At 67.6% G+C, this 12,589-nt stretch carries 11 protein-coding genes; 2 read left to right on the top strand and 9 right to left on the bottom strand.

From position 1 onward, the window contains the following. Window positions 1-11 precede the first annotated feature (11 nt). Window positions 12-1,070 carry an ROK family protein gene (locus tag GFK26_RS29800; RefSeq protein ID WP_153285135.1) on the bottom strand — a complete coding sequence of 353 codons (1,059 nt, stop codon included), beginning with the start codon at window positions 1,068-1,070 and terminating at the stop codon, window positions 12-14. Between the two features lie 110 nt (window positions 1,071-1,180). Between GFK26_RS29800 and GFK26_RS29805 the strand changes: the two genes are divergently transcribed. Further along, complete coding sequence (locus GFK26_RS29805; protein WP_153285136.1) at window positions 1,181-2,719, top strand: glycine betaine ABC transporter substrate-binding protein; 1,539 nt, start codon at window positions 1,181-1,183, stop codon at window positions 2,717-2,719. A gap of 315 nt (window positions 2,720-3,034) precedes the next feature. On the opposite strand, the gene GFK26_RS29810 is transcribed toward GFK26_RS29805, so the two are convergent. The 8 genes from GFK26_RS29810 to GFK26_RS29845 form a co-directional block, all read right to left on the bottom strand. Continuing rightward, a complete protein-coding gene (locus GFK26_RS29810; RefSeq protein ID WP_153285137.1) occupies window positions 3,035-4,471 on the bottom strand; it encodes an aldehyde dehydrogenase family protein in 1,437 nt (478 codons plus the stop codon). Between the two features lie 53 nt (window positions 4,472-4,524). Beyond that, window positions 4,525-5,622, bottom strand: a complete 1,098-nt coding sequence (locus GFK26_RS29815) for an SMP-30/gluconolactonase/LRE family protein (RefSeq protein ID WP_153285138.1) — start codon at window positions 5,620-5,622, stop codon at window positions 4,525-4,527. A gap of 51 nt (window positions 5,623-5,673) precedes the next feature. After that, window positions 5,674-7,002 (bottom strand): glucarate dehydratase, encoded by a 1,329-nt coding sequence (gene gudD / locus GFK26_RS29820; protein WP_416222523.1) that lies wholly within the window; start codon window positions 7,000-7,002, stop codon window positions 5,674-5,676. Between the two features lie 162 nt (window positions 7,003-7,164). Then, entirely contained in the window at window positions 7,165-8,154 is a 990-nt protein-coding gene (locus GFK26_RS29825) for a Bug family tripartite tricarboxylate transporter substrate binding protein (protein ID WP_153285140.1), read from the bottom strand. A gap of 14 nt (window positions 8,155-8,168) precedes the next feature. Then, the gene (locus tag GFK26_RS29830) at window positions 8,169-8,630 is read right to left on the bottom strand and encodes a nuclear transport factor 2 family protein (protein WP_153285141.1); all 462 of its coding nucleotides are present in this window, start codon (window positions 8,628-8,630) and stop codon (window positions 8,169-8,171) included. A gap of 54 nt (window positions 8,631-8,684) precedes the next feature. Next, window positions 8,685-9,596 (bottom strand): 5-dehydro-4-deoxyglucarate dehydratase, encoded by a 912-nt coding sequence (kdgD, locus tag GFK26_RS29835; RefSeq protein ID WP_153285142.1) that lies wholly within the window; start codon window positions 9,594-9,596, stop codon window positions 8,685-8,687. A gap of 57 nt (window positions 9,597-9,653) precedes the next feature. Further along, window positions 9,654-10,643 (bottom strand): Bug family tripartite tricarboxylate transporter substrate binding protein, encoded by a 990-nt coding sequence (locus tag GFK26_RS29840; protein ID WP_153285143.1) that lies wholly within the window; start codon window positions 10,641-10,643, stop codon window positions 9,654-9,656. A gap of 145 nt (window positions 10,644-10,788) precedes the next feature. Next, window positions 10,789-11,649: a FadR/GntR family transcriptional regulator gene (locus GFK26_RS29845; protein ID WP_153285144.1), complete on the bottom strand. Its 861-nt coding sequence runs from the start codon at window positions 11,647-11,649 to the stop codon at window positions 10,789-10,791. A gap of 110 nt (window positions 11,650-11,759) precedes the next feature. Here GFK26_RS29845 and GFK26_RS29850 point away from each other — a divergent pair, with 110 nt between their 5' ends. Then, the gene (locus tag GFK26_RS29850; protein ID WP_153285145.1) at window positions 11,760-12,584 is read left to right on the top strand and encodes an NAD-dependent epimerase/dehydratase family protein; all 825 of its coding nucleotides are present in this window, start codon (window positions 11,760-11,762) and stop codon (window positions 12,582-12,584) included. The last annotated feature ends 5 nt before the right edge of the window (window positions 12,585-12,589 follow it).

The raw sequence follows: 12,589 nt of genomic DNA on the forward strand, positions 1-12,589 counted from the left end.
CGCGCGTGGGCTCAGCGCCGGTTCGTGAAGCTGGCGTTGCCCAGCCCAGTGCCGATGGTCAGCACGCCCCAGTGCCGCACGTCGCGCATGAAAGGCAACTCGCTCAGGCCCTGCACCACCGCGTCGTTGTGCATGCGCACCAGCGTCGGGCCCGAGCCGATGATCGGCATGCGCTGCCACAGCGCGGCCGGCAGATGGAAAGACGGGCTCTCCCAGTCCCCCGGCAGGTTCTGTGCGCCCCGCGCGATCGAGCCGCTGGGCCGGATCAGGCCCGGGCACGCGATGCCCACGAAGGGCGCGAGCCGGATGTCGTGGCGGTCGGCATGGACGACCATCTCCTGGAGCATCTCGGCGATGCGATCCACCATGTGGCTGCGGTTCGGGCCGTCGTCGGCGTGGCGCCACTTCTCGCGCCGGACCACCTTGGCGCGCGAGAAATCGGGCGCCTTGCGATGGCGCGTCTTCACGATGCCGCAGCGCACGTTGGTGCCGCCGATGTCCACCGCAAGAATCGCGTCGTGCCCTCTTAACAGCGCGCGCGGCGTCAGGTGCACCCAGCCGATCAGCCCGCCGTCGTCGACGTTGTGCGACAGCCGGCCCAACTGCACATGCACGCCCAGGTCTTCGAGCATCGCGCCCGCTTCCAGGATCGCGCGCTCGCCCACGTCGCTCTCGGGAAAGCCGCCGCCGACCACGATGCGCTCCACCTTGCGCCATGAAGGCTGGCGCATGAAGCGCTGAATCACGAAGGCCAGTTCTTCCGCGAATTCCTCGATGGCACCGTGCATCACATCGGCGGCGGCCGTGGCCTTTTTTTCCTGCAGCGCGCGGTCGAGGTCCTTCTTGCTCAGGTCGCGCGAATGGGTCTTGCCCAGCGGGTCGCGGCCCGCCTTGCGGCGGCGCTTGCGCCAGCGCTCGAGCAGCTCGCGAAACGCCGTCTGGCTGGCCTGGTCGCCGACAAAGCCGTCCTTGTCGCGCAGCTGCAGGCTGTAGCCGTCCACACGCAGTCCGGGCAACTCGCGCAGGCCGTGGATGTCGGGACCGGGGAGCGCGTGCTTGGTTTTTTTCATGACGGCCACTATGGGCTGTTGCACGCCCGTGGCGCATCGGCCCCGCGCACCACGGCGTGTAGGAGACGGACGGGTACGGCTGGCGCGGCGATGCCGATACACTGACCCGGATGCACCTGCTTCGCAGCTTCTGGCGCGCCGCCCTGTGGCTTTCCGCGATGCTCTGGCTGGCCGCTGCGCCCTCGGCGCAGGCCGCCGACGAGACCTTGCGCGTCGGCTCCAAGCGCTTCACCGAGTCGTACATCCTGGCCGAAGTGCTGGCGCAGACCGCCGCGCCGCACACCGCGTCGCCGCCCGTCATACGCCAGGGCCTGGGCAACACGGCCATCGTGTACGAGGCGCTGCGCTCGGGCGCCATCGACCTCTACGCCGAATACACCGGCACCATCGCACTCGAAATTCTCAAGGGCTCGCCCGCCGACACGCGAGAGGCGATGAACGCCGCGCTCGCACCGCTCGGCCTCGGCGTGGCGATTCCACTGGGCTTCAACGACGGCTACGCGCTGGCCGTGCGCGCCGCCGATGCCGACAAGCTCGGGCTGCGCACGCTGAGCGACCTGGCGAAGCACCCCGAGTTGCGCATCGGGCTGTCGAACGAATTCATCGGCCGCGCCGACGGATGGAAAGGGCTGGCCGCGCGCTACAACTTCACGCAGACACCGACCGGGCTCGACCACGGCCTGGCCTACGACGCGATGACCGCCAGGCAGATCGACGCCATCGACATCTACACCACCGACGCCAAGATCGACCACCTGGGCCTGCGCGTGCTGGAAGACGACAAGAAGTACTTCCCGCGCTACGACGCCGTGGTGCTCTACCGCCTCGACCTGCCCGCGCGGCTGCCGAAAGCCTGGGCTGCGTTGCAGGCGCTCGAAGGCACCATCGACGAGCACGCCATGATCGCGATGAACGCGCGCGCCGAGCTGCAGGGCGTGCGCTTCGACACCATCGCGCGCGACTTCCTCACCGGCGCCACCAAGGACGGCAAGACGCCCCCCAGCGCCGCGCGTGGCTTCACAGCCAAGCTCTTCGGGCCCGACCTCTGGCCGCTCGCGCGCCAGCATCTGCTGCTGGTGGCAGTGTCGGTCGGCGTCGCCATCCTCATCGGCGTGCCGCTCGCGATCCTCGTGTTTCCGCACCTGCGGCTGCGCGCCGTGGTGCTGGGCTTCGCGAGCGTGATGCAGACCGTGCCGTCGCTGGCGCTGCTCGCGGTGCTGATCTCGCTGCTCGGCGCCATCGGCGCCCTGCCCGCGCTCATCGCACTCACGCTGTACTCGCTGTTGCCGATCATGCGCAACACCGTGACCGGGCTGACCGAAGTGCCCCACGGCCTGCGACTGGCCGGCACCGCGCTGGGCATGACACCGCCACAGAGCCTTCAGCTGGTGCTGCTGCCTCTTGCATTGCCCACGTTGCTGGCGGGCGTGCGGACTGCCACTGCGATCGCCATCGGCACGGCGACCATCGCGGCCTTCATCGGCGCGGGCGGTTTCGGCGAGCGCATCGTGACGGGGCTGGCGCTCAATGATCGCGAGCTGTTGATGGCGGGTGCACTGCCGGCTGCGGCGATGGCGTTGATCAGCGAAGGCATCTTCGAATTGATCGAGTTCCTGATGCGCCGCAGTCGCAGGGCGCCATTGGCCTGAGCTGTTCAGGGCGACGCTCCCGCCGACGGGGAGCCTTGCTCCGCGAATGTCCCCCGGCCTGCGGCCTCCTCCTTGATTTCGCTGCGCAAGGCACCCCATCGACGTGAGCGTGTTCAGAGCCGTTGCTGATCAGCCAGCACAAACACGGCGCCCAGCGGGCGCAGGACACTGGGTGCTTCCCGCAGCGAAATCAAGGAGGAGCGAAGCGGTGGACATTCGCGGAGGGAAGTACCCGGTGGCCTGTGCCCGCGCCCTGAACACGGCAGACGTAAAAAAGCCCCCAATCGGGGGCTTCCAACGAGACAAGAAGAAGCGTCAGGCCAACGTGTAAGCCGTCTTCACCGTAGTGAAGAACTCCTGCGCGTACTTGCCCTGCTCACGCGGCCCGTAGCTCGAACCCTTGCGGCCACCGAACGGCACGTGATAGTCCACCCCCGCCGTCGGCAGGTTCACCATCACCATGCCCGCCTGGCTGTGGCGCTTGAAGTGCGTCGCGTACTTCAGCGAAGTCGTGGCGATGCCGGCCGACAGACCGAACTCGGTGTCGTTGGCCGTGGCGAGCGCTTCTTCGTAGTTCTTCACGCGGATCACGCTCGCCACCGGGCCGAACACTTCCTCGCGGTTGATGCGCATGTGGGCGGCCGATTCGCTGAACAGCGCAGGCGACATGTAGTAGCCGTCGGTCTCCAGCTTCAGCAGCTCGCCGCCGGCCGCCAGCGTGGCGCCTTCGCCCTTGCCGATGGCGATGTATTCCATGTCCTGGTCGAGCTGCGACTTCGACGAAACCGGACCCACGTCGGTGCCTTGCGCGAGCGCGTCGCCGACCTTGATCTTCGCCATGCGCGTCTTCATCGCTTCGATGAACTTCGGGTAGATGCCTTCGGTCACGATGAGGCGGCTCGACGCCGTGCAGCGCTGGCCGGTCGAGTAGAACGCGCTCTGCACGCTGAGCTCCACGGCCTGCGCGAGGTCGGCGTCGTCGAGCACCACCTGCGGGTTCTTGCCGCCCATTTCGAGCTGCACCTTCTTGTGCTTGGTGACGCATTGCACCGCGATGTTGCGGCCCACGCCCACCGAGCCCGTGAAGCTGATCGCATGGATGCCGGGGTGGTTGACCAGCGCATCGCCGATCACGCTGCCGCGGCCCATCACGAGGTTGAACACGCCGGCCGGAATGCCCGAGCGGCTGATGATCTCGGCCAGTGCCCAGGCGCAGCCCGGCACGAGGTCGGCGGGCTTGAGCACCACGCAGTTGCCGAAGGCCAGTGCGGGCGCGATCTTCCAGGCGGGAATGGCGATCGGGAAGTTCCACGGCGTGATGAGCCCGACCACGCCGACCGGCTCGCGCGTGATCTCGACGCCGATGTTCGGACGCACCGACGGCAGCAGCTCGCCCGACAGGCGCAGGCACTCGCCCGCGAAGAACTTGAAGATCTGCCCCGCGCGCGTGGCCTCGCCGATGCCTTCGGCCTTGGTCTTGCCTTCTTCGCGTGCGAGCAGCGTGCCGAGCTCTTCCTTGCGCGCGAGGATCTCGGTGCCGATCTTGTCGAGCGCGTCGGAGCGCGCCTGGATGCTGCCCGTCGCCCATGCGGGGAAGGCGGCGGTGGCAGCGGCCACGGCCGCATCGACGTGGCCCTTGTCACCCTGCGTGTACTGGCCCAGCACGTCGGCCAGGTTGCTGGGGTTGATGTTGGGGCTGTAGCTCTGGCCGGCCAGCCATTCGCCATTGATGAGGTTGTTGAATTCAGTCATCGTCGATGTCCTTGTGTGCGTGTTGCGGTGAGGAGATTGGAAAAGTCTAAAGGCTAGGTGGCGCCTTCGGACTCCACGTAGAGGGCGTACAGCGAGTGGCTGGCTGCCATGTAGAGGCGGTTGTTCTTGGGGCCGCCGAAGGCGAGGTTGGCACAGCGTTCGGGCAAGCGGATGAAACCGATGGGCTTGCCTTGCGCGTTGAAGATCTTGACGCCATCGAGGTCTTCGGACTTCGCCTGCGGCTGATAGACCTTCATGCCGTTGCCGGCATCGACGGGTTCGGGCGCGAGCGCGCCGTTCCAGCCCCAGCCCATCCAGAGGTTGCCGTCGCGGTCGACGCGAAAACCGTCGAGCGCCGCAGCGCCCGCGCCATCGATCAGCTTCACCTTGTTCGACACGCTGCCGTCGGCCGCCACGTCATAGCTCCAGAGGCTGCGGTTCGGCGTGCCCTTCCATTCGACGACGTAGAGCTTTTTCTCGTCCGGCGAAAAGGCCAGGCCGTTCGGGTTCACGAGGTCGGTGATCACCGCCGACAGCTGCCCGTCGGGCGTGAGGCGGTACACGTTGGTCGTCGCCTGCTCGGATGCGGCCTTCTCGCCCTCCCACGTGCCCGAGATGCCGAAGAGCGGATCGGTGAACCACACGGTGTCGTCCGACTTCACGACCACATCGTTCGGCGCGTTCAGCCGCTTGCCCTGGTAGCGGTCGGCCAGCACGGTCATGCGTCCGTCGGGCTCGGTGCGCACCACGCGCCGCGTCACCGAGTGCTCGCAGCTGATGAGGCGGCCCTGCCGGTCGCGCGTGTTGCCGTTGCAGTAGCCGGCGTTCGCCTTGTGGACCTTGAACTCGCCGGTCTTTTCCTCGTAGCGCATGAGCCGGTTGTTCGGGATGTCGCTGCACACGAGGTAGCCCTCGCGCGGCAGGTACACCGGGCCCTCGGCCCAGCGCATGCCGGTGCCGACCTGCTCGAGCGTGCTGCTGTAGATGCGGTACTTCGCAAAGCTGGGGTCGAGGATCAGCACCGACGGGTCGGGGTAGCGCTGCTGCGGCTTGTACGGAAACGACTGGGCGCCCGCGGCCGCAGCCACCGCGCCGAGTGCCGAGCCGGCAGCCGCTTGCAGCAGGCGACGGCGATCCATGTGCTTGTTCATTCGGTCTCCTTGAAGGTCGGGACGGTCGGCGCGCAGCGTGCGCCGGAGGGCTCAGCGAACCATGCAGGGCCGCTTGTTGTCGAAGGTCCAGTTCGGAATGAGGAACTGCATCGCCTGCGCATCGTTGCGCGCACCGAGGCCGTGCTTCAGGTACAGCTGGTGTGCCTTCTCGACCTCGGCCATGTCGAGCTCGATGCCCAGGCCGCCGCGCGTGGGCACCTGCACGAAGCCGCCCTCGATCTGCAGCGGCGCCTTCGTGAGTCGCTGGCCGTCCTGCCAGATCCAGTGCGTGTCGATGGCCGTGACCTTGCCCGGTGCGGCCGCGGCAACGTGCGTGAACATCGCGAGCGACACGTCGAAATGGTTGTTCGAATGCGAGCCCCAGGTCAGGCCCCAGGCCTGGCACAGCTGCGCCACGCGCACCGAGCCCTGCATCGTCCAGAAGTGCGGATCGGCCAGCGGAATGTCGACCGACTGCAGCGAAAGGCTGTGCACCATCTCGCGCCAGTCGGTGGCGACCATGTTGGTGGCGGTGGGCAGGCCGGTGGCGCGGCGAAATTCAGCCATCACCTCGCGGCCCGAGAACACGCCTTCGGCGCCGCAGGGGTCTTCGGCATAGGCCATCACGCCGTGCAGGTCGCGGCACAGGCGGATGGCGTCGGCCAGCAGCCAGCCGCCGTTCGGGTCGAGCGTGACGCGCGCCTGCGGAAAGCGCTCGTGCAGCGCGCGGATCGCCTCGACCTCTTCCTCGCCGCGCAGCACGCCGCCCTTGAGCTTGAAGTCGGTGAAGCCGTAGCGCGCATGCGTGGCCTCGGCCAGCCGCACGATGGCCTCGGGCGTCATGGCTTCTTCGTGGCGCAGGCGGAACCAGTCGTTGTCGGCGTTCGGGTCGGTCTCGTACGCCAGGTCGGTCTTCGTGCGGTCGCCGACGTAGAAGAGGTAGCCGAGCATCTGCACCGCATCGCGCTGCTGGCCTTCGCCGAGCAGCGCGGCCACGGGCACGCCCAGGTGCTGGCCCAGCAGGTCGAGCAGCGCGGCTTCGGCGGCGGTGACGGCGTGGATGGTCACGCGCAGGTCGAAGGTTTGCAGGCCGCGCCCGCCGCTGTCGCGCGCGGCAAACGCGCTGCGCATGCGGTTCAACACAGCGTTGTGGTTGCCGATGGGCTGGCCCACGATGAGGTCGCGCGCGTCTTCGAGCGTTTGGCGGATCTTCTCTCCGCCCGGCACTTCGCCCACGCCGGTGTGGCCGGCGCTGTCGGTGAGGATCAGCAGGTTGCGCGTGAAGAACGGGCCGTGCGCGCCGCTGAGGTTCATCAGCATGCTGTCGTGGCCCGCAACGGGCACGACGCGCATGGCGGTGACGACGGGTGCGCCCGACATCGGAGGGGTGGAATTTGAAAGTGTCATTTCGAATCAATCCAAGGCCGTGCCGTCCCCTTCGTGGAACACCGCGGAACCGGCTTTGCCGGGCCGCTGGTGTTGCCCCCGGCGAGGGGGTTGGCGTAGCGACACGAAGTGCGCGAAGGCTGGGGGAGAGCCAATTTAGTCTGCAGTGATGTGACGGGTGTCGATGAGCGTCTTCCATCGCGCCCATTCGCGCAACTGGAAAGCTGTGAAGTCTTCTGGGGTGCTGGCGACGATTTCCAGGCCCTGGTCGAGCATGCGTTTCTTCGTCTCGGGGTCTTGCATGGCGGCGATGACCGCGTCGCTCAGCTTCTTCTTGGTGGCGGGCGGCAGGCCCTTGGGCGCGGCCATGCCTTGCCACGAATAGACCTCAGCGCCCTTCACGCCGGCTTCGGCGAGCGTGGGCACGTCGGGCAGCACGGGCGAGCGCTTGTCGCCGGTGACGGCAATCGCGCGCAGCTTGCCGGCGCGGATGTGCGGCAGCACGGCGTTCACGTTCTGGAATGAGAAGTCGACCTGGTTGCCCAACAGGTCGTTCACGGCCGGCGCGCCGCCCTTGTAGGGCACGTGCACGCCTTCGGTCTTCGATTGCTGCCAGAAAAGTTCGGCCGACAGGTGGTCGGACGAGCCGTTGCCCGAGCTCGCGAACGAGACCTTGCCGGGCGTCTTGCGCAACAGCGCGAGCACGTCGGCCACGGTGTGTTCGGGCCGCGCGACATTGGCCACGAGCACGTTGGGCGCCTGCACGGGCACGCTGATGTAGTCGAAGTCTTTGGTGGCGTCGTAGGGCACGCTCTTTTGCAGGTGCGGCGTGACGACGAAGGCACCGAGCGACGACACGAGCAGCGTGTAGCCGTCGGGCAGTGCGCGCCGCACGAAGCCGGTGCCGATGGTGCCGGTGGCACCGGGGCGGTTGTCGACCACGAAGCTGCCGCCGAGCTTGCCCTGCAGCTGCTGCGCCAGCGCGCGCGCCACCATGTCGGTGGAGCCGCCGGCCGGGAACGGCACGATGATCGTCACGGGCTTCTGCTGCGGCCATGTGTCGGCCGCCTGCGCCGAAGCCTGCAGCGGCAGCAGCGCGGTGGCGGCGAGCGCGAGGCCCGCAGCCAGGAGGTGTTGTCTCTTCATCGATCGCGCCTCCGTCAGGTCGTGAGGCGAACGGCCTGGCGCGCGAGCAGTTTCCACTCGCCGCCCTGCTTCTGCCAGATGCCGAGGATCTTCAGCGCGACCTTGCCGGGCTTGCCCGAGTCGTTGGTGTCGGCCGTGAGCGTGTGACGCACGATGGCGGTGTTTCCGTCGACCACCTTGATGGTCTGGTCGGTGATCGCGATGGTCACGAAGTCGGACTTGCGATCGAGCAGGTCGGCGATGAAGCTGGCCTGCGTGTCGACCTTGCCGCCCGAATGGCCGTAGCTCAGGTCGTCGGCCACCAGCGCGCGCAGCGCGGCCGGTGTCGGGTCGACCATGGCAACGCGCAGCCGCTCGGCGGCCACGGCCACGGCCGGTTCGGCCGATGCGCTGTTGCTGCTGCCGCCACCGCTGGCAGCGCAGCCTGCGAACACGGCGGTCGCTGCGGCGGCGAGGAAGAATTTTCTGATGAGCATGTCGTTGTCTCCTGTTGTTCTGTGGTGCGGTCGACTACTGCGATCAGTGCCGGCTTACTGCGGGCCGAGCGTGTCGATGAGCGCCTTCAGCGCGTCCATCTCGTCGGGCTTGAGGTCGGTCAGCGGCGCGCGCACGGGGCCGGCGTCGTGGCCGACGAGCTTGGCGCCCGCCTTCACGATGCTCACGGCGTAGCCGGGCACGCGGTTGCGCAGTTCCAGGTAAGGCATGAAGAAGTTCTTCAGCAGGTGGTGCTGCGTGGCCATGTCGTCGTTGGCGACCGCGTGATAGAAGTCCATCGCCGTCTTCGGAATGAAGTTGAAGACCGCCGACGAGTACACGGGCGTGCCCATCGCCTTGTAGGCCGCGGCATACACCTCTGCGGTCGGCAGGCCGCCCAGGTAGGCGAAGCGGTCGCCCATCTTCTGGAAGATCGCGACCATCGCTTCGATGTCGCCCACGCCGTCCTTGAAGCCGACGAGGTTCGGGTTGCGCTCGGCCAGGCGGGCCAGCGTGTCGGGCTTGAGGCGGCTCGAGGCGCGGTTGTAGACGATCACGCCGAACTTCACGCTCTTGCACACCGCCTCGACGTGCGCGGCCAGGCCTTCCTGGCCGGCTTCGGTGAGGTAGTGCGGCAGCAGCAGGATGCCGTGCGCGCCGGCCTTCTCTGCGGCTTGTGCGCATTGAATGGCAAAGCGCGTCGGGCCGCCGGCGCCGGCAATGATCGGCACCACGCCGCGGCAGGTGTCGACCGCGGTCTGGATGATCTCGGGGTACTCCTCACCCGTCAGCGAGAAGAACTCGCCCGTGCCGCCCGCGGCGAACAGCGCGCTCGCGCCGTAGGGCGCCAGCCATTCGAGGCGCTCGACGTAGCCCCTCTTGTGGAAGTCGCCGTTGCTGTCGAAGTCGGTCAGCGGGAACGAGAGCAGGCCGGAGCCCATGATGGTCTTGAGTTCTTGCGGGTTCATCGGAAGTCGTCCAGTGAAAAAGAGAAATGAGAAAAAGAAGAAAGAAGAAGGGGCCGCTCAATCGAGCTTCAGGTTGGCTTGCTGGATGACCTGCGCCCAGCGCGCGCGCTCCTTGGCGAAGAACTGGTCCTGCTCGGGCGCGGTCATGGTCACGACCTCGGCGCCCTGTCCCGCCAGGCGCGCCCGGATGTCGGGCGTGCGGATGATGCGGACCAGTTCCTTGTTGAGCCGGGCGATCACCGCGTCAGGGGTGCCGCGCGCTGCGACCACGCCCTGCCATGTGCCCGACTCGTAGCCGGGAACGCCCTGCTCCGCGATGGTCGGCACGTTGCCGATCAGCGGCATGCGCGTCGACTTCGACACGGCGATGAGCTTGAGCTTGCCGCTCTGCACATGCGGGTACGTGGCGAGCATGCCGTTCATGAGCACCTGCGTCTGGCCCGCGACGGTGTCGAGCACGGCCTGAACGCCGCCCTTGTAGGGCACGTACTCCCACTTGGCGCCGCTCTTGCGCTGCAGCTCGACGCCGGCCAGGTGCGCGGTGCTGCCGCTGGCGGTGACGGCGAAGTTGAGGTCGCTCTTCTTCGACAGCTCGACCAGTTCCTTCAGCGTGCTGGCCTGCACCGACGGGTGCACCACCAACAGGTGCGGCGAGTAGGCCAGCATGGTCACGCCGCGCAGGTCCTTCGACGGGTCGAACGGCAGCTTGGGGTACAGCGACGGGCTGATGGCCAGCGCGCCGAGGTCGCACAGCATGAGCGTGTGGCCGTCGCCCGGCGCCTTGGCCAGCAGGTCGGCGCCGAGGTTGCCGTTGGCGCCCGCGCGGTTCTCGATGACCACGGGCTGGCCCAGCGCTTCGGACAGCGGCTGGCCGATGGCGCGCGCAATGATGTCCGACGAGCCGCCCGGCGGGTACGGCACGATCAGACGGATGGGCTTGGAAGGCCAGGTGCCGCCCGCCCCTTGCGCGAAAGCGGGCAAGGGCAGGTTGGCGGCCAGTGTGGTGGCGAGGGCGGCGCCGAGCGCGCCGCGTCGGTTGATGGTCATGGGTGCTGTCTCCTGAAGTTCGATGCGGGACATGCGTGGCCGCGATGGTGTCGCATGTTATCAGTCATCGTACAACTAGAAAATCAGCTTGTCCAGACTTGAGCCCGGAAATTCAGCGCGCGCTGAACCCGAACTCAGCGCGAACTCAGCGCGAAGGGGTGTGGTCGGACGAGGCGGCGCCGTTGCCGGCCGCCTCCGCCTTGGCTTTTTGCTGTTGCGCAGCTTCCTGCGCCATGCGCAGCCGCTCGCGGCTGTTGGTCAGGTGGATGCGCATCGCGGCGCGTGCCGACTCGGGGTCGCGACGCGCAATGGCCGCATAGATTTCTTCGTGCTCGCGGTTCACGCGGCTCAGGTAGGTGCCGTCCTGCACGCGGATCGCGCTGATGCGCGTGCGCGGAATGATCGTCGTGCCCAGGTGCCGCATGATGTCGGCGAAATAGGGGTTGCCGGTCGACTGCGCAATCTCCAGGTGGAAAGCGAAATCGGGCGCGACGGTGTCGCCGCCCACCTTGACGTTCTGCTCGAACGCATCGAGCGCCTGGCGCATCGCGACCAGCTGCTCGTCAGTGCGCCGGCTCGCGGCCAGCCCGGCGGATTCGGTCTCCAGGCTGATGCGCAGCTCGAGCACGGCGAGCACGTCGACCGAGGTCGCGATCTCGCCGGGATCGAGGCGAAACACCCCGCCCATGCCGCCCGGGCGCGGCTGCAGCACGAAGGTGCCCACGCCGTGCAGCGTCTCGACCAGCCCGCCCGCCTGCAGCTTCGACAGCGCCTCGCGCACCACGGTGCGGCTCACGCCATAGGCTTGCATGATGGCCGACTCGGTGGGCAGCTTGTCGCCCGGCCGCAGCGACTGGCTGCGGATCTTCTCGCCCAGGTCTTCCACCAGCCCGTGCGCCAGGCCGCGCGCACGTTGGCGCGGCCGCCCGACGAAGGCGGCGCTTCCCGCCGGATGGTCGGCGGTCGTTTTCTGAACCTCGGGATTACCCGCAGTCGTTTGGGCCATGGCGACGATCATAATCCCCTCACAGTTGTACGACAACAGATAACTTATCACCTAAAAAAGGTGACACCGTTGTCCATTTCACACCCGCTTCCCTCACACATCCCGAAGACATGTCGACGCCTGAAGCCCCCTCCTCCCCACTCGGCCGCTTGCTGCTGACCGGCGCCGCCGGCGGCCTGGGCCGCGTGCTGCGCGAGCGGCTCGCACCGTTTGCGAACGTGATCCGCCTTTCTGACATCGCCGACATCGCGCCGGCCACGGGCGCACATGAAGAAGTCGTGCCCTGCGACCTGTCCGACAAGGCCGCGGTCGACGCGCTGGTGGCCGGCTGCGACGCCATTGCCCATTTCGGCGGCGTGTCGGTCGAGCGCCCTTTCGAAGAAGTGCTCGACGCCAACATCAAGGGCGTGTTCAACCTGTACGAGGCCGCGCGCCGCCACGGCGTGAAGCGCGTGGTGTTCGCCAGCTCGAACCACGTGATCGGCTTCTACAAACAGGACGAGCACATCGACGCCCACGCCGCGCGCCGTCCCGACGGCTACTACGGCCTGTCGAAATCGTTCGGCGAAGACATGGCGCAGTTCTACTTCGACCGCTGGGCCATCGAAACGGTGAGCATCCGCATCGGCTCGTCGTTCCCCGAGCCGCTCAACCGCCGCATGATGAGCACCTGGCTCAGCTACCGCGACCTGACGACGCTGATCGAAAAGTCGCTCTTCACGCCCGACGTGAAGCACACGGTGGTCTACGGCATGTCGGCCAACCGCGACCTGTGGTGGGACAACGCCGCCGCCGCGCACCTGGGCTTCCTGCCGCAAGACAGCTCCGAAGTGTTCCGCGACAAGGTCGAGGCGCAGCCGAAGGTGGCACCCACCGACCCGAACGCCATCTACCAGGGCGGCGCGTTCACCGCACAAGGCCCGTTCGGCGACTGAACGCG

Origin of the sequence: Variovorax paradoxus, from assembly GCF_009498455.1 — a bacterium.
In the GTDB taxonomy this organism is placed as follows: domain Bacteria; phylum Pseudomonadota; class Gammaproteobacteria; order Burkholderiales; family Burkholderiaceae_C; genus Variovorax; species Variovorax paradoxus_H.

Bases quoted from the DNA above. Each gene is read 5' to 3' on its own strand.
- gudD (WP_416222523.1), bottom strand. From the start codon at position 7,002: ATGTCGGGCGCACCCGTCGTCACCGCCATGCGCGTCGTGCCCGTTGCG.
- GFK26_RS29845 (WP_153285144.1), bottom strand. From the start codon at position 11,649: ATGGCCCAAACGACTGCGGGTAATCCCGAGGTTCAGAAAACGACCGCC.
- GFK26_RS29825 (WP_153285140.1), bottom strand. From the start codon at position 8,154: ATGAAGAGACAACACCTCCTGGCTGCGGGCCTCGCGCTCGCCGCCACC.
- GFK26_RS29840 (WP_153285143.1), bottom strand. From the start codon at position 10,643: ATGACCATCAACCGACGCGGCGCGCTCGGCGCCGCCCTCGCCACCACA.
- GFK26_RS29850 (WP_153285145.1), top strand. From the start codon at position 11,760: ATGTCGACGCCTGAAGCCCCCTCCTCCCCACTCGGCCGCTTGCTGCTG.
- GFK26_RS29815 (WP_153285138.1), bottom strand. From the start codon at position 5,622: ATGAACAAGCACATGGATCGCCGTCGCCTGCTGCAAGCGGCTGCCGGC.
- GFK26_RS29805 (WP_153285136.1), top strand. From the start codon at position 1,181: ATGCACCTGCTTCGCAGCTTCTGGCGCGCCGCCCTGTGGCTTTCCGCG.
- GFK26_RS29800 (WP_153285135.1), bottom strand. From the start codon at position 1,070: ATGAAAAAAACCAAGCACGCGCTCCCCGGTCCCGACATCCACGGCCTG.
- GFK26_RS29810 (WP_153285137.1), bottom strand. From the start codon at position 4,471: ATGACTGAATTCAACAACCTCATCAATGGCGAATGGCTGGCCGGCCAG.
- GFK26_RS29830 (WP_153285141.1), bottom strand. From the start codon at position 8,630: ATGCTCATCAGAAAATTCTTCCTCGCCGCCGCAGCGACCGCCGTGTTC.
- kdgD (WP_153285142.1), bottom strand. From the start codon at position 9,596: ATGAACCCGCAAGAACTCAAGACCATCATGGGCTCCGGCCTGCTCTCG.